We start from the raw sequence: 20,075 nt of genomic DNA, 5'->3' as shown, positions 1-20,075 counted from the left end.
TTATGAAAATCCGATGTGGATCATCCAATTTAAGGGATATGATAAATGGTAAAAAATCGTGAAAAGTTATATATCAGTACAGCTATAGCATATCCGAATGCTCAACCACATATTGGACACGCTTATGAGATGATAATAGCAGATGTCATGGCGCGTTTTTATCGTTTGGATGGTTTAGATGTTTTATTTACGACAGGAACCGATGAGCATGGACAAAAAATTGCCAAAGCGGCGCAACAAAATGGTTTAGAAACAAAAATTTTTGTTGATAAAAATAGTCGTATTTTCCATGATATGGCTGATGTTTTGAACATTTCATACGATGATTTTATTCGTACAACAGAAAAACGTCATCATGATACATGTCAGATATTATGGAAAAAAATATTAGATCAAGGTGATATTTATAAGGGATCTTATTCAGGCTGGTATTCTCTGCGGGATGAAGCGTATTACAGTGAAGATGAGGTTTATAAAGGAGAAGACGGTCAGCATTATAATGTTAATAATAATCCTGTTCAGTGGACGGAGGAAGAGGGGTATTTTTTCCGTTTGTCCGCTTATCAAGAGAGGCTTCTTGCTTATTATGATTCGCATCCAGAATTTATCTTACCTTTAGAAAGACGGAACGAAGTTATTTCTTTTGTAAAATCAGGATTAAAAGATCTTTCTCTTTCTCGTAAAAATTTTGATTGGGGAATAAAGATTCCTGATGATCCACGGTATATTATGTACGTTTGGATTGATGCTCTGACTAATTACTTGACCGTAACAGGGCTTTTAGATGATTCAGATGGAAAGAAAGCAAAATTTTGGCCTGCTGATTTGCATGTTATAGGGAAGGACATTGTGCGTTTTCATGCTGTTTATTGGCCATGTTTTCTCTTGTCTGCAAATTTGCCGTTGCCTAGAAAAATTTTTGCGCATGGATTCATTCTTAATAAAGGTACTAAGATATCTAAATCATTGGGTAATGTTATTGATCCTATAGAAGTGATAGAAGAATTTGGTATTGATGCTTTGCGATATTTCCTTGTGCGAGAAATATCTTGTGGAAAAGATGGTTTTTATGACAATGAAAGCGTGAAGAAACGTGCGAATTCAGATCTAGCGAATGGTATAGGCAATCTCGTTAGTCGTTCCGTTTCTATGATTTTAAAAGACTATGATGGGGAAATTCCTATTCCTGGTGATTTTTCCGAATGTGATAATAATATACTATCTATTTGTTCTAAAAATCTTCCAGAAATTCGTGATCATATGAACAATCAGTTGCTTCATAAGGCATTGGCACAAGTGATCTCTCTTGTTTCAGAAGTAGATCGATATTTTGATGCACAAAAACCATGGGATTTGAGAAAAACAGATCCTAAACGCGCATCTACGGTTTTATATGTGACGGTAGAAGTTATACGCCAACTTGCAATTTTATTGCAGGCTTTTATCCCTAACTTAGCAAACAAAATTTTCAATATTTTATTGGTTGCGGAAGAAAATCGTTGTTTTAAGTCGTTAGATCATAGATTAAAATCAGGAATTATGTTAGAAAAGAAATTTTCTTCTATTTTCCCTCGTTTTATATAGTGGTTTTTTATGCTGATTGATACACACTGTCATTTGCTTTTATCTGATTTTGATGAAGATCGTCATGATGTTATTATGCGAGCCCATCAAGCTAATGTTTTAAAGATGATTGCTATTGCAATTAAAGTAAAGGATTTTGTGACTTTAATTAAGCTATGTGAGGATTATCCTGAATCAATTTTTTGTTCTATTGGAACGCATCCTTGTCATGCTCATGAGGAGAATGAAGTCCTAGTGGATGAATTGGTGTGTCTCGCTTCGCATCCCAAAGTTGTTGCTATTGGTGAAACGGGTTTAGATCGTTATCATAATGCTCATACGATAGAAGAGCAAAAGATCGTTTTTTTACGTCATATAGAAGCCGCTCGTATTACTGGTATACCTTTGGTAATACATAGTCGTCTTGCAGATGAAGATATGGCTGCTATCTTGCAGGAAGAAATGAAGAAAGGGTCTTTCCCTTTTGTGATACATTGTTTTTCTTCAGGTCAGAAATTAGCGGATATTTGCTTGGAATTAGGAGGATATATATCTTTTACGGGTATGATTACTTTTCATAAATACGATTCTTTGAGATCCATCGCGAAAGGTATTCCGATGGATCGAGTTCTTGTTGAAACGGATTCTCCTTATATTGTTCCTGTTCCGTGTCGAGGGAAACGTTGTGAACCTTCTTATGTTGTGAATACAGCAAAAGTCCTTGCGAAGGAAAAGGGTGTGTCTTACGAATATTTAATGGAAAAAACAACTGAAAATGCCTTGAGGTTATTTTCAAAAATTTCTGGGTGTACTTGTTCATGAGTGATTGTTATAATTTTACCATTCTTGGATGTTCTGCTTCTCCAGGTGTGCCTCGTATTACAGGTGATTGGGGATCTTGTGATCCTAACAATCCAAAAAATCGCCGTACTCGTTCGTCGTTGAAAGTATCTAGAGTATCAGAACGAGGAGAGAGTACAACCGTTATCGTTGATACTGGTCCTGATTTTTACACGCAGATGTTGCGAGAAAATGTTTTATCTATTGATGCTGTGTTATATACACATGCACATGCAGATCATATCCATGGAATAGATGGGCTTAGGGGATATTTTCTTAAGCAAAAACGCCCGATTGATGTCTATGCTTCTGTGGATTGTATGGATCGTCTTTTTGAATCTTTTAAATATTGTTTTCAGTCTCTTGATAATAGTGATTATCCACCTATTACCAATCCTATAATTATAGAGGATACTCTTCCTCCTATATGTGTAAAGGGTGAGGGAGGGACTATTGAGGCTATTCCTCTATTGCAACAGCATGGGAGAATTTCTTCTCTAGGTTTTCGTTTTGGAAATGTTGCGTACTGTACTGATGTCAGTTCATTTCCAGAAGATAGTTTGGAAAAATTGCAGAATTTAGATTTTTTGATCATTGATGCTCTGAAAAATGGTTTGCATAGTAGTCACTTTTCTTTGTCAGAATCTTTGAAAAAGATTAGTCTTATCAATCCTAAAAATGCTATATTGACGCATATGCATGTTGATTTAGATTATGATATGGTTCTAAAAAGTACGCCTGCGTGTGTTGTTCCAGCTTATGATGGGATGAAGTTTAGTTCTCCTATTGCATGATTATTTTTGCAGTATTGTGATTTTTATTTTTTAGGCGTTTTCCTTTTACAAGCATCAGAATACATCTGTGGCAATTATTATATTTTAAAATAAAATTCTCACTTGGCATATAATATATATTAAGCATATGATATAACAATATTTTTCTTTCCCTAACTATCATTTTTAAGATTCGGCTCCATTAGATCTTATAACTGAAGATATTAACCGAGAATTTTTAATACCTAAAAGTGCTCTATCTGACCTCTCGTATACGTTTCTGCTTGTGACATTGATTTCCAACCGTATGTGGCCATTAACTCATGCTCTGTCGCTCCAGCTTCTGCCGAGATAGTGGCAGAAAGCTTACGAACCCTATGAGCAGATTTCTCAATTCCTGCTTTTTAGCTCTCCCGATAAACCAACGACTAAATTGTTGAGCGTCCATTTTCTCTTTTTCTTCATTAATAAAAAACGTATCTTTGCCAGTTGGAGTAATCTCAAGAAGTCTCATCAAACTTTTAGGAAGTTCAATGCTTACAATTGTTCCTACTTTCTGGGTTTGGATAGAAAAGATATCACCTTTTAAATGCTGATATCCTGCTAGACAAGCGTCGGACACTTATAATCCCGTGTATAATAGAAAATCAAAAGCAAGATGTGGAAGTGTCCCTTCTTCCCAGTAAAGTTTGAACTTTTGCATGTCTTCTATTGTCCACGGTTTAAAGCCATCAGTTTTATAACGAGGTTTTTCAATGCCAATACAAGGGTTGGTTGATATGTACCCATTCTGATGTGCCCATCTAAATAAATACCGCATTGCAGTCAAAAATTGTATTGCTAAACCATACATATATTCTTTCTAATTATCCGTTAAATCAATTTTGTAAAGAAAATAATCAGGAGATAAACAATTTCTACGGTTCAATAAAAGGCTGTCAAATCCACTGTAATTGCACGTATTTTGTTCAATATTGGACAGTTAACTTATTGAATATAAATGTGAATTCGTGTTTTTTCTCGAATCGTGATCCATTGTTAGCGCATACAATTCAGAAAAAATTATATTGTCTTTTTTCGTATGTTGTATTTTCCATATATATATTCTTTCTAATTATCCGTTAAATCAATTTTGTAAAGAAAATAATCAGGAGATAAACAATTTCTACGGTTCAATAAAAGGCTGTCAAATCCACTGTAATTGCACGTATTTTGTTCAATATTGGACAGTTAACTTATTGATATAAATGTGAATTCGTGTTTTTTCTCAATCGTTGATCCATTGTTAGCGCATACAATTCAGAAAAAATTATATTGTCTTTTTTCGTATGTTGTATTTTCCATATATATATTCTTTCTAATTATCCGTTAAATCACTCTTGTGAAGAAAATAATCAGGAGATAAACAATTTCTACGGTTCAATAGCGGTGAGATTATTTGTCGTATTCAAAACATATTGGAGTCACTATCTCCCGAGAGAGTATTGTCATTTTTATTTAATCTCATCAGTTAATATGAGGATACTCGCAGAAAGAAATACAGAAAAATATCAAAATGAATTGGAAGGGTATAGGTAAACAAATTAAATATTTTATTATTCGGAAATATGTTCCCTTAAAAATCTGTGATTACTGTGAAGAAAAAAACAGTGCAACACCGTATTTATTAAGGGTTATAGTGACTTTAATCATTTATTTTGCATTATATCTCTCTCTTTTGAGGCAAAGAGAAAATAATAGCATTGAGATACAATTGCTATCTAGTACATAAATTATATAACTTTTTTTGTTAATATGTGAATAACTTATAGGTTATAAATTTGGTGTTTCTACTTACTTTTATAGTTACATCTTAAACTACGATCTAAAGATTCGACTACTAACTTTTCTAGATACTCTTCGTCAACTGTTATGTTATCATCTGAAAACGGTAAAGATATGACAGAGATGTCATCAAAATCTTTTTTTAATATGCTATTCATTTTTTTCTGTCCACCTAGGCAAACTTGTAACAAAATTCATTTTTCACAGAGAAATATATTGATATATTGCATTTTTAAAATAACTTCTTGTAGAATCATTGCTTTAGATTAATCTTAAATACAACGATGCATTCACGACCATTCCTACATGATTGATCATTTACTGTTTTTATATAATTGAATTAATTTCGCAATCTTTTGATAATAATAGAAGACAGTGCAATTAGGTAGTTATGAACACACACAGTAATAGGGTATTAAATAAAAGTTACTATAATATTAATAAGTATATGATGTATATTTTAAGAGGACGATTTTGCTTAAATAAAGTATAGGAAAAATAGAGAATATTTGTTCCTGTTAGAGGAATAATTTTTTTCATAAAACTATTCCTCATTGATGGAATGCTTATTATTTTTTTATTTCTGTTTTAAGGATTCTACCATTTTTAAAACACTTTGCGCATGATTTTTAAGTTTTACGGGATTCCATATTTTGACAATTATTCCTTTTTCATTGATGAGAAAAGTTGTCCTTACTACTCCCATATATTTTTTGCCAAACATACTTTTTTCTTTCCAAACATCGTACGCTTGTAGCGTTTCTTTCGATTCATCAGACAAAAGAATAATAGAGAGATTATTTTTTTGATGAAATTTTTTGTGACTTTCGATAGAATCTGGGGAGATACCAATAACGATAGTTGATTCTTTATCGAATTCAGATTTCCATTTACTAAAATCTAAAGCTTCAGCCGTGCACCCGCTGGTATTATCTTTTGGATAGAAATAAAGAACGACCTTTGAACCTTTGAGTTCCAGAAGGTTGATTTCTTTTTCATCATTGCTACGTAATGTGAATTGAGGAGCTTTATCTCCTAAAGATAGAAACGTCATTTTATTTCCTTCTCAGATTCAATATGAATATATTCCAAAAAAGGTGTTTGTTATAAGAGAACCTTTGTTGATATATTATAAGTTATCTTGTGTAGTCCTGCGCTTGGTAAAATAATCATCTGTTTTGCTAAAAAAGTCAAAAAAACTTTTCTACATTTAGCGGATTTATACAAGAAAAAAGTATTTGTGTATTTTTTCTATTCATTAATAAATTATATTATTCACCAACGAGATGGGTGAAAATATTTTGATGAGAGGGAAAAGATTTTTAAGTAAAAAATTGATTTTATTAATTGTTAGTGGATAGGGTGAGAGAATTGTATAATAAGGTCATATAAAAAAATCAACAAAAATAGCAAAAAGAGTATTTTTCACTTCTCGTGTTTCAAAAGATCTTAGTGGATGTACCTTTGAGAAAATGATGAGTTCTGTTAATGGTTGTTTAAAGAGAAAATAAGAAAGTATAGTGAAAAGTAATGTGATGAATTCTATTAAAAATAAAAGATTATAGTGAGAGAAAAGAATAGAACTTTTATTATATAAGGATATCAATCAGATGTGTATTTGGGCAGTGGCGATGAGAATCATTGGGTTTTTTTTAGGGCATTCAAGCGATTTCATGATGTTGTCTCGTTTTTTAGGATATTTTCGTGTAATAGGTAAAGCAATAGATTATTGCATCAACCGTTTTAGTTATTTCATGTTCAACATGAGAGGATTTATTGGGCGTTTTTTTTATGGGGGAAATAATAAAGATCAGTGATTACTTGTAATTTTCACGTTTCTTTTTTTTGTAAACCTATATCTTTACGCCAGAAACTATGTTCCCAGTCAATATCGTCTAACATATTATAGGCTCGTTCTCGAGCTTCGGGTATTGTTTTTCCTAGTGCGGTAGGTCCTAAGACTCTGCCGCCATTAGCTATGAGGCAATTATCTTTTATTGCTGTACATGCATGGAATAATTGTGTGTTTTCTGTATTTTGAGGTATTTTTCGAATGATGGTATCTTTAGGAAAACTTTCAGGATAACCCTTCGTTGCAACAACGACTGTAAGTGCATATTCTGTTTTCCAATCTATGTGGGTATTGTGCAAATTTCCATGGATACAAGCATTAAAAATTTCTAAGATGTCGCTTTTCAAGCGCATCATCATTGCTTGACATTCGGGATCACCAAAACGCACATTATACTCAATTAAGTAGGGTCCTTTTTTAGTGATCATCATCCCTGCGAATAAAACGCCTTGAAAAGGAGTTCCTTCTTTTTGCATACCTTCGATTGTTGGTTGGATGATGTTTTGTATGATAGTACAATAAATTTCGTTAGATATTCCTAACGCTGGAGAGCATGCTCCCATTCCACCGGTATTAGGGCCAATATCGCCATCATAGATGCGTTTATGATCTCTTGCTGTTGTAAAAGGAATGGCGGTTTTCCCATCACAGATAGCAAAGAAACTCACTTCAAAACCATCAAGATATTCTTCAATGACTACAGTTGAATTTCTTTTTTGAAAGCATTGGTCAACGGCTGTAATAGCCTCATCTATTGTTGTTGCGATGGTTACTCCTTTTCCAGCACAGAGTCCATCGGCTTTAACAACAATAGGCATGCTTTGTTTTTGTATATATTGTTTTGCTATGATTGGATCAGAAAAATGATGGTATGCAGCAGTAGGAATGCTATATTTTGTGCAGAATTTCTTGGTAAAATATTTAGAAGACTCAAGTTGTGATGCTTTTTGAGAAGGCCCAAAGACTTTAAAACCAGCGGCATTTAATGTATCACATATGCCATTTACTAATGGTAACTCTGGTCCGACAACTACAAGATCAATTTTTTTTTCCTGGCAAAAACAAACTATTGCAGAATGATCTTGTATATCAATGGTAACACATTGTGCATGTTGCGCAATGCCTGGATTTCCTGGGATAGACCATAATTCTGATAATAAAGATGACTGAGATATTTTCCATGCAAGTGCATGTTCTCTCCCGCCAGAACCAATTAATAGGACTTTCAATTCTAGATCCTTTTATAAACACGATTCATGATTTCTCGAACGATCATGTAAACTATATACTATGATAGTATAATAACAAAATCCTATTATGTTAAGATATTATTAATATTTTACTACCGTAAAACTGATTTTTCTTATAAGGTGTAATTGGTTGATTTATGATGTTTTTTATCTCGTGACAGAGTAGGTGTTGTCTATTTTGTATAGGCTAAAAGTGAATATTAAAGAGGATGTATTACCATGTTTAAATCCTTTAAATCCTTTAAATCTTTTCGTAATTATGCCATGAGTTCGGCAATTGCTCCTTATGTACATTTAGCACGGTGGCATTTCCCAACAGGATGGCATTTAGTTATTTTGCCTGTTTTGTGGTTTACGGCACTTGCTTTTTATCCTTTAATGAGAGCGGGAATATTGTCTTGATCTCTCAACGATCATGTAAACTATATACTAAATAGTATAATAACAAAATCCTATTATGTTAAGATATTATTAATATTTTACTACCGTAAAACTGATTTTTCTTATAAGGTGTAATTAGTTGATTTATGATGTTTTTTATCTCGTGACAGAGTAGGTGTTGTCTATTTTGTACAGGCTAAAAGTGAATATTAAAGAGGATGTATTACCATGTTTAAATCCTTTAAATCTTTTCGTAATTATGCCATGAGTTCGGCAATTGCTCCTTATGTACATTTAGCACGGTGGCATTTCCCAACAGGATGGCATTTAGTTATTTTGCCTGTTTTGTGGTCTACGGCACTTGCTTCTTATCCTTTAATGAGAGCGGGAATATTGTCTTGGAAAGAAATTTTTTGGTATTTATTTATCTATATTGTCGGAGCTATTATTTTCCGTGGTGCTGCATGTACATGGAACGATCTCGTTGATCATGATATTGATGCGCATGTTGCGCGGACGCGGACGAGACCTTTGCCTTCAGGACAATGTAGCCGTTTTCAGGCATATGTTTTTGGAATTTTACAGCTTTTAATTTCTTTTTTATTACTTATTCAATTCAATTGTTTTACCATTTTTATGGGATGTATGATATTACCTATTTCTTTGTTATATCCTTTTTCTAAGCGTTTTATTCCTTGTCCACAGGTGGTGTTAGGAATTGGTTTTGCAGGAGGGGTTTTGTTTGGATGGGGTGCTTTACATGCAAGTCTTTCATGGCCGGCTTTTTGGCTTTTTATAGCAACTATTTTTTGGGTTGTTTATTTTGATACTGTTTATGCGCATCAAGACAAGAAATATGATGAGAAGATAGGCATAAATTCTACAGCAAGGTTATTTGCCGATCAAACTAAAATATGGCTTTTTGTTTTATATGGAATATTTATTCTTTGTTTTGCGGTTGCTTTTTATCTCGTGCAAGTGAATTTCGTTGCTTGGATTGGTTTATTTATCGCATTATTACTTACTATTAAGCGGATTATTACCTTAGACTTTTCTTGTCCTAGACAGTGTGATATGTTTTTTAAGCATGCTGATTATGTAGGAATTTTTATTTTTGTTTGTTTAATGATCTCTTTGTTTCTGGATCAATTGTAGGAGGATCATTGCAACAGTAGTTGTTCCTGGTTATGAAACTAATAAGTGTGATGGCTTTGCACTTATTCTGGTCATCGCTCCGCTTCAATGTGTTTTGAATAGAATAAATATGATTACTTATCTCATTTTTCTGTATTAAAAATCACAAAAAACATAGTATAATGGTGGTTTTTAGTATTATAGAGCACGTTTAATAATATTGATTTTGACACATATTTGGCTATATAATGTGGAGCGATGAAATTATACTCTATTAAAGAAATTTTCCTTACTCTTCAGGGTGAAGGAGCACATGCAGGACGTGTTGCTGTTTTTTGTCGCTTTTCTGGTTGTAATTTATGGTCAGGAAGAGAGAAAGATCGCTCGTCTGCAAAATGTCGTTTTTGTGATACTGATTTTGTTGGAATGGACGGCACTAAAGGTGGTCGTTATGGTGTTGAACAATTGGCTGATTTGATTGCAGAACAGTGGATTGTGGGAGATAACCAAGAACGTTACTGTGTATTGACAGGTGGTGAGCCCTTGTTGCAAGTAGATGTACCCCTGATTCAGGCGTTAAATAAGCGTAATTTTGAGATTGCTGTTGAGACCAACGGAACGATTGAACCTCCTCAAGGGATTGATTGGATCTGTGTGAGCCCTAAAGCGGGTTGTGATTTAAAAATTAAAAAGGGTCAAGAATTGAAATTAGTATTTCCTCAGGTAGATTCTTTGCCGGAAAATTATATAGGATTTGAGTTCGAAAGATTTTCTTTACAGCCTATGGATGGTCCTTTTTTAGAAGAGAATACAAATTCGGCAATTGCTTACTGTTTGAAAAATCCAAAATGGCGTGTCAGCATACAAACTCATAAATTTATGGGCATTCGTTAATAGAGTAAAATATGTGTATGGTCAAAATGAGAGGTTTGATTTGTTGATAAGACGAAGGGCATTTCTCTTAAAAAGAAAACTTGAAAAAACGGAAAATCTGCTGTGTCGTCTTGATGTGGAAGAGAAAGGTAATGTGAATTACTTTTATATACCAGCGAATACTTCTGGTTACTATATATTATGGGATTTATCTGCAAAACAAAATATTACCAGTAAAGATGTTATTCTTGAAGAATTAAAAGTATTCGACTCATTTATTTTTTGGTTGAAGTCTTTTTTTATTTTTTCAAAATATAGTCGGTTATCTTTTCCTCATTTTCGGATATTTTTTTATGGTTCTAAAAAGGATACAAAGGCTTTTTTGCGACTTAATCGTTTTATGGCTAAGAGAGGTATGCCGTTTGATGGTCACAAATTCTTATATGTGAAAGAATTATTTGAGGGATGGAATCATTTACCATCTCTACCAGATAAACATAAGGTTAAAATCAAGTCCAAAATAGCAATAGTTGTACATTGTTATTATCAAGATACGTGGACTGAAATTGCTTCTATTTTACTAAAAATAAATTTCGATTTTACTTTATTTATTACCGTAGTTAAAAACAACAAGGATTTTGAACGAGATGTTTTAAAATATTTTCCTTTAGCCAAAATCTATGTCATGGAAAACAAAGGGAGAGATGTTCTTCCTTTTTTACATTTATTAGAAAAAGGGGTTTTGGATGGTTATGACTATATTTGTAAGATTCATGGCAAAAAATCGGCAAGAGATGGTTATCATCCTATCGAAGGAATTATTTGGAGACGCTGGTTGTTTTTTGATCTTTTAGGATTTTCTGATATTGCTATGCGAATTATCAATAAATTTGAACAAAATCCTAGCATTGGTATGATTGGTTCTGGAAGATATAGACGATATAAGAAATATTCTATTTTGACAAAAAGAAGCATGGTATATCAGAGAGTTATAAATCTTGTTAGAAGAGCGGGTTTTTTTACTGAGAACATGGATTTGGATTTCTTTAATGGAACGATGTTTTGGGTCAGGCCAGAGTGTTTAGAGCCCTTTAAAAATCTGCGTCTTACAGGAGAATTTGAAGAAGAGTGCAATCTTAAAGATGGGGCGCTTGAACATGCTGTTGAACGTTTTTTCCCTTTTTCTGTGCGGAGTACGGGATTTTCTGTAGAATCAGTTGATAGTATTCTGGAATATGAGAAACTATTGTCATAGTTGATCGGGTGTTTTCTCGTTGATTTAAGATGTGGATAATTTGTGAATAACTCCCGGATAATCTGTGGATAATCTGTGAATAACTTGCGGATAGTTTGTGGAAACATTGCAATATTGTTTCCATAATATCTCAAGAATCAGTTGAGGGTATTCTGGGATATGAGAAACTATTGTCATAGTTGATCGGGTGTTTTCTCGTTTATTTAAGATGTGGATAATTTGTGAATAACTCCCGGATAATCTGTGGATAATCTGTGAATAACTTGCGGATAATTTGTAGATAACATTGCAATATTGTTTCCATAATATCTCAAGAATCAGTTGAGGGTATTCTTGGATATGAGAAACTATTGTCATAGTTGATCGGGTGTTTTCTCGTTGATTTAAGATGTGGATAATTTGTGAATAACTCCCGGATAATCTGTGGATAATCTGTGAATAACTTGCGGATAGTTTGTAGATAACATTGCAATATTGTTTCCAGAATATCTCAAGTATCAGTTGATGGTGTTCTGGGATATGAGAAACTATTGTCATAGTTGATCGGGTGTTTTCTCGTTGATTTAAGATGTGGATAATTTGTGAATAACTCCCGGATAATCTGTGGATAATCTGTGAATAACTTGCGGATAGTTTGTGGATAACATTGCAATATTGTTTCCAGAATATCTCATGTAAAAACGATAAAAATATATTGTATCTTCTTTTGAAGATTCAGACATATGAAATATGTCAACTGATTTTTGCAAGCAAAGAAATGAACTAGAATTATATTCTAAATTTTTCGGCATAAATGTTATTATTATCGTTTTCACAAACAAGACTAATAAACTATAGTAAAATCAATAGCTTATGTAAAAATAAGATCAAATCATAATCATGAAGAATCAATAGCTTAGAAAACTTTTTGTCTTACTTTTTATACGGAATCCGCGATCATTTTAGCGGTCTTGTAGGCTAGTTTCTTTATGTTAACTTCTCTTGTATATAACTCAGCCATATCGGCCTTCGACCATCCATACATAGCCATGAGTTCGTGAGGACTAGCTCCTGCATTGCGGCCAGTGTTGCTACTGTTTTTCGTAGCCCATGAGCTCTGCATTCATCAGGTAATCCTGGTTCTTTACATCTACCTCTAAACCAGTGACCGAAAGAACATGAAGAGGATAATTTTTTACCAAGGGTAGTTGTTAAAAAAGTATTGTGGTCCTTGCCGACCGCATCCAGACATTTTTGTAAAGATTCGAAAATAGGAACATGAACCATCTTTCCTGTTTTCTGTGTACGAATTGATAAAACATTATCTTTAACATGCTCTTTGCCTATTCTTATGACATCGGATCGCCTTAAGCCCAGAAACAACATAAGCTCTAAAGCCAGCCTCGCCATGGTATCAATGGGATGATGTTTGCGATAAACTTCTACTTGTTCTATTGTCCACGTATGCGATCCTTTTGTTTGCATAGAAGGGCGTTGCACTCCGATTACGGGATTCTTTTTGATCAACTCGCATGTCTCTGCCCATTTAAACATGGGAGATATGGCTTTTAAGAATGATATAGCCACTGATGGCTTATTTGATCTGCGATCTACAGCACTTTGTATATGTCTTCGAGTTATATGAGCAAAAGGAATATCACCTGAGTTCTTGATAATATGATAAAAAATACTATCCCTTGCGTTTCTAGTTCTATGACATAAAGATAGGAAATGACCGCTTAATCTATATTGTTCAATGAGCTACTTAAGAGTTTTTTCACTTCCATGATTCCCTTTAGGCCTAATCCGTCCTGCAAGAGCATCAGCATACGCTTCCGTAAATTCTCTTGTGCCGTAAACATTAGGTAACCTTATACGTTTACCATCTTTTTTGAAATACCATACTTTTTTCCCATGCCTTGTAGTTTCATGGGATAAATATGGATATCTACGTTTTATCATTTAAAGGATATAGTCCGGTTCTTCATTTTTATTTGAGTCGAATTCTGGGTATATTCGAATGCATTGCCCATCTTTAGAGATTTCAATCATCACATTTTTTTTAATGGAAACATCTGCTATTTTATTTAAATCATATTTACTTAGAATCATAGTTTTTTTCCTTTCCTTATCATTTTTATTAGTGCTTAATCATGTTCTACCCAAACATCAGAGTTTTCTACTGGTAGAATTTTCCCTGTTTGTTTACATTTATAATCTGTTGGGGTAACTCGCACTAATTTATCATTATCAATTAGTAAGTTCATGTCCTTGACACACATGAATCCCTTAAAACTGCGACGAGTAGGGAGGCTATAGTCTTTGATATTTTTAAATATCTTGATGCGTCCTTGGGTCATCAAGACTTTTAATATTCTTTGAATAGAAGATTCACTACCCAGTCCTGCTTCACCTTCGAAGACTTCTCTAAATTGGCGAGCGCTATAAACCTTTCCTTTTAAGGCTTCCGATCGAATGATCTCCAAGATAACATTTTGTTTGCGATCTCGTTCTGCATTTTGCCTATAAGCTTGATTCGTCAATCGTATACTGGTAGATGGGGTTTCCTTCCATTCTCCTGTTTTAACATCTATATAAGCATTTTTCTTCGGTATTCTTTCACCATCTCTAGACTCAAAAAAATTTCTATGTCATTGACATTTTCATCTGGCCTGAACAAAACCATTGCTGAACTATAATAGCGTCTTAGACCACTTGCCCCAGCAAGTGCATCAAAAGGGTTTTCTTCAACGTTTTTTTTACGCATCTTTTTAGTATGATGGACAAGAATTAGACCTGCTTTTGGATTAATTTTGTTCAATAGAACTTTAATTCGCTCTGTGAGAAAGAAATACATGGCATCGTTGTCATTTTCTCCACCTTTTTTATCTCCAGCATCAAATACAAAATACAAAGGGTCAACAGCAATGAGATCTGTTTGTCCTTTTTGAAATTTGTTTGCATTATGAGCAAACTCATTAACGACCTGTTCGTTAAACCTCTTCTCCATACGATGAGGAGTTACAACAAGATTTTTATCAACAAGGGCTAGTTGCTCGCGTGTGAGGTTATTAGCTATTTGTTGCGATCGATCACGTATATTAAAAAAGTCGTTTTCTGCTTGTATGTAACAGACCTTTAAGGGATGAGCAGGCTTCAAACCTAAAAAAGGAATTCCTGCTGCGAAATGAGATAATAGAGAAAATAAAAAATGGCTTTTCCCGACTTTAGGTGCTCCAGCCAAAACAGCAAGACCCCCTTGAACCAAAAAACCTGAGGAAATAATATCGAGTGGTTTAGGTGTTTTATCATTCTTAATATCTTCGAAGGGTAAACCCAAAATAACAGACTTGCAATCTTTCTTTTCTTTCGGGCAAGTGCGAAGGAATTCCAGTATATCAACACCTTCAACAATCGCATCATAGGCATCCCATTTAGGAGGTTTGTCTTTTGGGATATTGAGCAATGCAACAGACTTCGGTATCTGTGAATCTATAAGAAAATTGTTTAGTTTTTCAGCGTATTTAAAACCTACTTCATCATTGTCTGGCCAAATACAGATTTGTTTGTCTCGTAATGGTGTCCAATCGGTTTTCGCAGGATCAGTGTTAGCTCCTTGCATTGCTGTTGTTGCCATAAATCCACTTTTGATCAAAGCCTCAGCGCATTTTTCCCCTTCAACGACAAAAATCTTTTTGGATTTTAACAATTCAACTTGATTGTACAAAGGACGATTAGTTGAGGGCATACCCGTATTCTGTGTCGTAAAATCAAAAGGAAGATATGTTTTTTTACCATCGATGTCTCGGCGTGATATCCTAACAATGGGATTGCCTTGAGCATCTGTGTAAATCCATTCTTTGCGATGAATAACATTGTTATGATTTACTTTAAAATCTTTCCCAAACCATTGAGCAATTGATTGTAAAACTTTGGGGAAATCTGTTTTAACATCCAAGCCTTTACTGATTGCCCAAAGATCAAAAATATCTCCTTTATCACCTGTAGCAAAATCATGCCAAAGACCACGATTATCACCGTCTAACTCAACATTTAAGCTATTGCCTTTACCGCCTTGAAGATCAGAGGTTTTGTATTTGCCATTTTCCCTTGTCCCGTTAGGCAACAAATACTGCACAACTGGATAAAGATGATAAAACAAGAGTATTTCAGCATCTTCTCTGGTGAATACAGGATTTTCCCCGATGATGACATCACTGAAATCAAGCTTGTTCATCCCAAAACCTCTTTTTATACTTACAAAGGATAATACTATAACAATAAAAGTTATACTTACAAAGGATAATACTATAACAATACAAGAATCTAATGTTCTCACTAATAAAGTAGGATTATTGCAATACGTTTCAATACGTATTGCAATGTTTTTGAAAATACATTGAATAAAAAAGAATATTAAAGAGGTTCCTGATATTCACGGTCATAAAAGGATTATGTTCATTCGCATGAAATTCCTATTTTATAATAAACAAGATGATCTGCAGGGACGGATCTGTTTGAATCTTTTCCGGAAGATTGACCAGTTAAGTAATTCGTTCTTCGATTCCTGTAGGACATATTTTTGTAATTATGCCTGGTTATGAAAAACAAATAAGATCTATTTCTGTATTTGCATTAGATTAGGGATGGGATAATTGTTATAAAATAAATGATCTGCAGATGACTATCAAATCCAACCCATTAATTCGCGGCGTGTTATTTTTTCTAAAAGATCCATACCTAAATTGCTGCTATTAAGGCAGGGAACCTGCGTAAATTGCTCTCCACCACAGTTGATAAAGATTTCTTCTGCTTCATGTGCAATTTCATAACTTGTTTCAAGGCAATCTGAAGAAAATCCAGGAGTGATAACCGCCATGCGCTTCACTCCATTACGTGCTAGTTCTTCAACTGTTTTATCCGTATAAGGTTCTAGGCATTTAACTTTTCCAAAACGTGACTGGAAACATATTTTAAAACGATCGTCTGGCCAACCTAAAGCCTCTTTAAGAAGGCGTGCGGTTTTATAGCAGTGACAACCATATGGATCTCCTTTTACAAGATACGAAACGGGCATTTGATGAAATGAAACCAGAAGCATTTCAGGATCCCACTTGAGAGATTCAAAATGTTCACTTACGGAATTGGCTAGTGCACTAATATAACTTTGATCGTCATAATAAGGGGGGGTTGTTCTTAAAGCAGGCATCCAACGCATTTTCATTAGTTTTTGGAAAACTTTATCTTGTACAGTTGCTGTTGTAGCTGCCGAATATTGTGGGTATAAAGGGAATATAAGGAGACGATCACAGCCTTCTTTTTTGAGCCGATTGATGGTTTCGTTGATTGATGGTTTGCCGTATCGCATAGCCCAATCAACAATTACATGAGGGATGTTTTTTAATCTTTTGGCTAGGTCATTGGCTTGATCACGCGTATGAGTTCGAAGTATACTCTCGTCTTTTGAAGTATTCCAAATTTTAGCATAGCCATGTCTTATTTTGTGAGGACGAAAATTGAGGATGTATCCAAAGAGAATTGGCCGCCATATCCAAGATGATATTTCTATAACACGCTTATCAAGGAGAAATTCCCTCAAATAACGACGAAGGGAAAAGAAATCATAACCATCCGGCGTTCCAAGGTTGACTATCAAAATACCAATTTTACCAAATTTAATTTTAGGATGATTTTGTGGGGCAGAGGATGATATTTTCATTGTTTACGTTTCTTGATACATAGTTATTTTTATCGATAACGTATAAGTTAGCACTTTATCTTGTCAATGTTACACGACGTATAAAATATCGTCATAAAAAATATTGTGCTGATTATATGTTAAAATAAAACTCTATACTATTCCTATTTATTTATAAACAATGACTGATGGTGAAGTAGGTGGGGTGGGTTCACTAGGAGTAGCAGGGATATCTCCCTGTGGTTTAGAGGTGGGTGCTTCTGTTAGATGTGTGCGTCGTAGATAGAACTGTGTCTGATTTTTTGAGATACAGTTGATTTTATCTGGATCTAACAAGTTACATTGAATATTTTCTGAAGTATTGCGGATTAAAGATGTAAATTTCATCTCGATTTCTTGAGCAGATTTAATGCGATAGGAACCGATTGCTAGAACACTATTAGATCCATCTGTAGAGATGGTTTTGAATGTTCCATCTTTTTGAAATAAAGAGATAATTCCGTTATCATCTTCCCAATAGCCTTCTATATTCATTACTTGCTCTGTTAGACTATTATCAACACCGATTCTTTTTATAGAACTACAAGAAGCTACAGATATAAAGGAAAAAATCGGTAATAAAGTAAAAAGGATATGAGTTCGCATTTTTATGACAATCTCCTTAATTATCTTACAACACTTCTCATTAATTTTTTTGCGAACTAAAAAGAAGACACACTTCATACCACCGCACATTATGACGCTCTTAAAATGAAATTATTCCTTTTCATCAAAACGTGATCTTTGCATAAAAAAATTATTCAAACATTACTAAAAAGGAGGAAATGCAAAAATCCTCATATATCCGATAAGACAAGCGATGTGAACTATCATGATGATTATTAGTAGAAAAGGTAAAAATATTCTAAGCCACCAAGAAAACTGTTTGTTCATAAAAAAACATGTTATAACTGTAGCTACTATTACGAATACATCAACTGCTATCCAAAGATGATTATTCATTTCCTTCATTGATCTCCCTATAAAAGGTTATACATCGGACATTCTAGTCGTTCTTTACAATAATGCAATAATTTATTGGAAGATAGCGCTGAAAATATCAATACGAAAAATGATTTTATTAAAAATATTAATTTGAACAGACTAGGTATCATTGTATCAAGTAAATTCTTTTATATTTTAACTGTCTTTAAGTGGATATCTTTATACGATAAATTGAGTAAAATATTTAAAATATGCTATTATGCAAAGTCGTGAGAGTATTGTGAAACTGAACCAGTTCATGTTTTTTTATAGGGTATGATGATAAAAAAAAGCATTCGGCCACTTGTAGTCGGAAATTGGAAAATGAACGGGTTGCGGGCATCTCTTGAAAAAATAGAGAAAATTGCGCAAGGAATTGAAATAAATAGTTGTCATATAGATGTTGTTATATGTCCGCCAGCAACCCTAATGGATGCAGCTTCGCGTCTTTGTGACAAATATTCTCTGATCATTGGTGCACAAGATTGTCATATGAATGAATTTGGTGCATACACAGGGGATATTTCGGCGAGTATGTTAGCGGATTGTGGTGCTCAATGTGTAATTTTAGGGCATTCTGAACGGCGTATAGGTCATCAAGAAAGCAGTAAAATTGTGCAATGTAAGGTAAAATCTGCTTGTAATGCAGGATTGGATCCAATAATATGCATCGGTGAAACAGGCGAGGAATATCGTTCTGGTAAGACCTTTGAGGTTTTACAGAGGCAATTAGATTGTAGTTTCCCGGATGATTTTAAATCCTCTCGGCCGATTGTTGCCTATGAGCCCGTTTGGGCTATCGGCACAGGTAATTTCCCTTCTATTGCCGAGCTTGATAAAACTCATTCTTTTGTGCGTCGTGTTCTGTTAGATCGTTTCCCTGAAGAAGGGCAGAAGATGCGCATCTTGTATGGAGGGTCAGTGAGCATTGCAAATGTAAAAGATTTTTCATTGATTGAAAATATAGATGGGTTGTTAGTTGGTGGGGCTAGTCTTCAAGATGAATCATTTTTAAAAATTATTGAAATTTTTGAGCGCGGATACGTTGATTATTTCTTTAAAAATGTATCATTATAGACAACATAGGGGCTTTTTTTAAACTTTATGAATGGAAAATTTTAATGCAGATATTTCTTATAGTTGCGCACTTGATTGTGGTTTTTATCTTGGTTTCCGTAATTTTGATCCAGTCGTCTGATAGTAGCGCTTTTGGCTCTTCTTCTTCTTCTTCTAATTTTACGTCGGTTCGCAGTTCTGCGCATTCGTTATGGCGTTTTACTGCAATTATTGCCTTCTTCTTCTTTGCAACTTCTCTTGCATTGGGAATAACATCGCGATATTTTTCTTTAAAAAATAAGGAAGCTTTGAATCAATCTTTGATTGATTTGACAAAGAATCAAGTGGTTGATAATTCTTCTGATGCTAATTATCATAAACAAGTGGTTGATAATTCTTCTGATGCTAATTCTCATACAAAATCTTCTTCTAAATCTAAAAAATCTCTTTCCTCTGCTGTGCCTCCAAATAATTCTTCCTCTAGTAAAAAGTAGATTAAATTGCGTATTTTGATATAGTTAGATAAACATGGATTTGTATTTATGATAAGGGAGATGGGATGAGGTATATTTTA

Annotated in this window: 21 protein-coding genes; 10 read left to right on the top strand and 11 right to left on the bottom strand. The window is 34.0% G+C overall.

Annotated elements, in window-relative coordinates; translation table 11 throughout:
- Positions 1 to 45 precede the first annotated feature (45 nt).
- From metG to G293_RS00420, 3 genes are read left to right on the top strand one after another with little or no spacing between them, the layout of a single operon-like run.
- On the top strand, positions 46 to 1,584 hold the full coding sequence (gene metG, locus G293_RS00430; RefSeq protein ID WP_047263837.1) for a methionine--tRNA ligase: 1,539 nt from the start codon (positions 46 to 48) through the stop codon (positions 1,582 to 1,584).
- A 9-nt stretch (positions 1,585 to 1,593) separates the two neighbouring features.
- Positions 1,594 to 2,385, top strand: a complete 792-nt coding sequence (locus G293_RS00425; protein WP_047263836.1) for a TatD family hydrolase — start codon at positions 1,594 to 1,596, stop codon at positions 2,383 to 2,385.
- On the top strand, positions 2,382 to 3,197 hold the full coding sequence (locus G293_RS00420) for an MBL fold metallo-hydrolase (protein WP_047263835.1): 816 nt from the start codon (positions 2,382 to 2,384) through the stop codon (positions 3,195 to 3,197). Before G293_RS00425 ends, G293_RS00420 begins: the two co-directional genes overlap by 4 nt.
- A gap of 295 nt (positions 3,198 to 3,492) precedes the next feature.
- Here G293_RS00420 and G293_RS05410 read toward each other — a convergent pair whose 3' ends face one another.
- The 3 genes from G293_RS05410 to bcp all read right to left on the bottom strand — a co-directional run bounded on the left by G293_RS05410 (position 3,493) and on the right by bcp (position 6,054).
- Positions 3,493 to 3,798, bottom strand: coding sequence for a hypothetical protein (locus G293_RS05410; protein ID WP_052774998.1), 306 nt, complete (start codon positions 3,796 to 3,798; stop codon positions 3,493 to 3,495).
- 1,207 nt (positions 3,799 to 5,005) lie between these two features.
- Entirely contained in the window at positions 5,006 to 5,158 is a 153-nt protein-coding gene (locus tag G293_RS00410; protein WP_244464410.1) for a hypothetical protein, read from the bottom strand.
- Positions 5,159 to 5,577: 419 nt separating this feature from the next.
- Positions 5,578 to 6,054 carry a thioredoxin-dependent thiol peroxidase gene (gene bcp, locus G293_RS00405; protein WP_047263834.1) on the bottom strand — a complete coding sequence of 159 codons (477 nt, stop codon included), beginning with the start codon at positions 6,052 to 6,054 and terminating at the stop codon, positions 5,578 to 5,580.
- Positions 6,055 to 6,610: 556 nt separating this feature from the next.
- On the opposite strand from bcp, the gene G293_RS00400 reads away from it, so the two are divergent.
- Positions 6,611 to 6,817, top strand: a complete 207-nt coding sequence (locus tag G293_RS00400; protein ID WP_047263833.1) for a hypothetical protein — start codon at positions 6,611 to 6,613, stop codon at positions 6,815 to 6,817.
- Between the two features lie 13 nt (positions 6,818 to 6,830).
- Here the strand turns inward: G293_RS00400 and purD are convergent, their stop codons facing one another.
- Positions 6,831 to 8,081: a phosphoribosylamine--glycine ligase gene (gene purD / locus G293_RS00395; protein ID WP_047263832.1), complete on the bottom strand. Its 1,251-nt coding sequence runs from the start codon at positions 8,079 to 8,081 to the stop codon at positions 6,831 to 6,833.
- 240 nt (positions 8,082 to 8,321) lie between these two features.
- Here purD and G293_RS00390 point away from each other — a divergent pair, with 240 nt between their 5' ends.
- The 4 genes from G293_RS00390 (at position 8,322) to G293_RS00375 (ending at position 11,745) form a co-directional block, all read left to right on the top strand.
- Positions 8,322 to 8,504, top strand: a complete 183-nt coding sequence (locus tag G293_RS00390; RefSeq protein ID WP_047263831.1) for a hypothetical protein — start codon at positions 8,322 to 8,324, stop codon at positions 8,502 to 8,504.
- A 207-nt stretch (positions 8,505 to 8,711) separates the two neighbouring features.
- Positions 8,712 to 9,638, top strand: a complete 927-nt coding sequence (ubiA, locus tag G293_RS00385; RefSeq protein WP_047263830.1) for a 4-hydroxybenzoate octaprenyltransferase — start codon at positions 8,712 to 8,714, stop codon at positions 9,636 to 9,638.
- Positions 9,639 to 9,875: 237 nt separating this feature from the next.
- Positions 9,876 to 10,511 carry a 7-carboxy-7-deazaguanine synthase gene (queE, locus tag G293_RS00380; protein WP_047263829.1) on the top strand — a complete coding sequence of 212 codons (636 nt, stop codon included), beginning with the start codon at positions 9,876 to 9,878 and terminating at the stop codon, positions 10,509 to 10,511.
- A gap of 13 nt (positions 10,512 to 10,524) precedes the next feature.
- Positions 10,525 to 11,745, top strand: coding sequence for a rhamnan synthesis F family protein (locus G293_RS00375; protein WP_244464409.1), 1,221 nt, complete (start codon positions 10,525 to 10,527; stop codon positions 11,743 to 11,745).
- A 966-nt stretch (positions 11,746 to 12,711) separates the two neighbouring features.
- Here the strand turns inward: G293_RS00375 and G293_RS05865 are convergent.
- From G293_RS05865 to G293_RS00345, 7 genes are all read right to left on the bottom strand, one after another.
- Positions 12,712 to 13,278: a tyrosine-type recombinase/integrase gene (locus tag G293_RS05865; RefSeq protein WP_244464408.1), complete on the bottom strand. Its 567-nt coding sequence runs from the start codon at positions 13,276 to 13,278 to the stop codon at positions 12,712 to 12,714.
- 207 nt (positions 13,279 to 13,485) lie between these two features.
- Entirely contained in the window at positions 13,486 to 13,686 is a 201-nt protein-coding gene (locus tag G293_RS05860; protein ID WP_244464406.1) for a hypothetical protein, read from the bottom strand.
- A gap of 185 nt (positions 13,687 to 13,871) precedes the next feature.
- A complete protein-coding gene (locus tag G293_RS05400; protein ID WP_052774995.1) occupies positions 13,872 to 14,267 on the bottom strand; it encodes a hypothetical protein in 396 nt (131 codons plus the stop codon).
- 47 nt (positions 14,268 to 14,314) lie between these two features.
- Positions 14,315 to 15,961, bottom strand: a complete 1,647-nt coding sequence (locus tag G293_RS00360; RefSeq protein ID WP_052774994.1) for an AAA family ATPase — start codon at positions 15,959 to 15,961, stop codon at positions 14,315 to 14,317.
- A gap of 450 nt (positions 15,962 to 16,411) precedes the next feature.
- Positions 16,412 to 17,443 carry a ferrochelatase gene (gene hemH, locus G293_RS00355; RefSeq protein WP_047263827.1) on the bottom strand — a complete coding sequence of 344 codons (1,032 nt, stop codon included), beginning with the start codon at positions 17,441 to 17,443 and terminating at the stop codon, positions 16,412 to 16,414.
- Between the two features lie 147 nt (positions 17,444 to 17,590).
- Entirely contained in the window at positions 17,591 to 18,067 is a 477-nt protein-coding gene (locus tag G293_RS00350) for an Omp10 family outer membrane lipoprotein (protein ID WP_102030474.1), read from the bottom strand.
- Between the two features lie 165 nt (positions 18,068 to 18,232).
- Entirely contained in the window at positions 18,233 to 18,433 is a 201-nt protein-coding gene (locus G293_RS00345) for a hypothetical protein (RefSeq protein ID WP_244464404.1), read from the bottom strand.
- Positions 18,434 to 18,727: 294 nt separating this feature from the next.
- Between G293_RS00345 and tpiA the strand changes: the two genes are divergently transcribed.
- Positions 18,728 to 19,522 (top strand): triose-phosphate isomerase, encoded by a 795-nt coding sequence (gene tpiA / locus G293_RS00340; protein WP_083965967.1) that lies wholly within the window; start codon positions 18,728 to 18,730, stop codon positions 19,520 to 19,522.
- Positions 19,523 to 19,566: 44 nt separating this feature from the next.
- A complete protein-coding gene (secG, locus tag G293_RS00335; protein WP_083965929.1) occupies positions 19,567 to 19,995 on the top strand; it encodes a preprotein translocase subunit SecG in 429 nt (142 codons plus the stop codon).
- The last annotated feature ends 80 nt before the right edge of the window (positions 19,996 to 20,075 follow it).

This window comes from Candidatus Liberibacter africanus PTSAPSY (assembly GCF_001021085.1).
In the GTDB taxonomy this organism is placed as follows: Bacteria; Pseudomonadota; Alphaproteobacteria; order Rhizobiales; family Rhizobiaceae; genus Liberibacter; species Liberibacter africanus.
The sequence above is the reverse complement of the archived record's forward strand: the minus strand, read 5'-3'. Positions and strand labels throughout refer to the sequence as shown.

Coding starts and splice junctions, on each gene's coding strand:
- G293_RS00345 (WP_244464404.1), bottom strand. CDS start 18,433: ATGAAGGAAATGAATAATCATCTTTGGATAGCAGTTGATGTATTCGTA.
- hemH (WP_047263827.1), bottom strand. CDS start 17,443: ATGAAAATATCATCCTCTGCCCCACAAAATCATCCTAAAATTAAATTT.
- G293_RS00420 (WP_047263835.1), top strand. CDS start 2,382: ATGAGTGATTGTTATAATTTTACCATTCTTGGATGTTCTGCTTCTCCA.
- G293_RS00390 (WP_047263831.1), top strand. CDS start 8,322: ATGTTTAAATCCTTTAAATCCTTTAAATCTTTTCGTAATTATGCCATG.
- G293_RS00360 (WP_052774994.1), bottom strand. CDS start 15,961: ATGAACAAGCTTGATTTCAGTGATGTCATCATCGGGGAAAATCCTGTA.
- G293_RS00410 (WP_244464410.1), bottom strand. CDS start 5,158: ATGAATAGCATATTAAAAAAAGATTTTGATGACATCTCTGTCATATCT.
- ubiA (WP_047263830.1), top strand. CDS start 8,712: ATGTTTAAATCCTTTAAATCTTTTCGTAATTATGCCATGAGTTCGGCA.
- bcp (WP_047263834.1), bottom strand. CDS start 6,054: ATGACGTTTCTATCTTTAGGAGATAAAGCTCCTCAATTCACATTACGT.
- G293_RS00350 (WP_102030474.1), bottom strand. CDS start 18,067: ATGCGAACTCATATCCTTTTTACTTTATTACCGATTTTTTCCTTTATA.
- secG (WP_083965929.1), top strand. CDS start 19,567: ATGCAGATATTTCTTATAGTTGCGCACTTGATTGTGGTTTTTATCTTG.
- G293_RS00400 (WP_047263833.1), top strand. CDS start 6,611: ATGTGTATTTGGGCAGTGGCGATGAGAATCATTGGGTTTTTTTTAGGG.
- metG (WP_047263837.1), top strand. CDS start 46: ATGGTAAAAAATCGTGAAAAGTTATATATCAGTACAGCTATAGCATAT.
- G293_RS05865 (WP_244464408.1), bottom strand. CDS start 13,278: ATGTTTAAATGGGCAGAGACATGCGAGTTGATCAAAAAGAATCCCGTA.
- G293_RS05860 (WP_244464406.1), bottom strand. CDS start 13,686: ATGATAAAACGTAGATATCCATATTTATCCCATGAAACTACAAGGCAT.
- queE (WP_047263829.1), top strand. CDS start 9,876: ATGAAATTATACTCTATTAAAGAAATTTTCCTTACTCTTCAGGGTGAA.
- G293_RS00425 (WP_047263836.1), top strand. CDS start 1,594: ATGCTGATTGATACACACTGTCATTTGCTTTTATCTGATTTTGATGAA.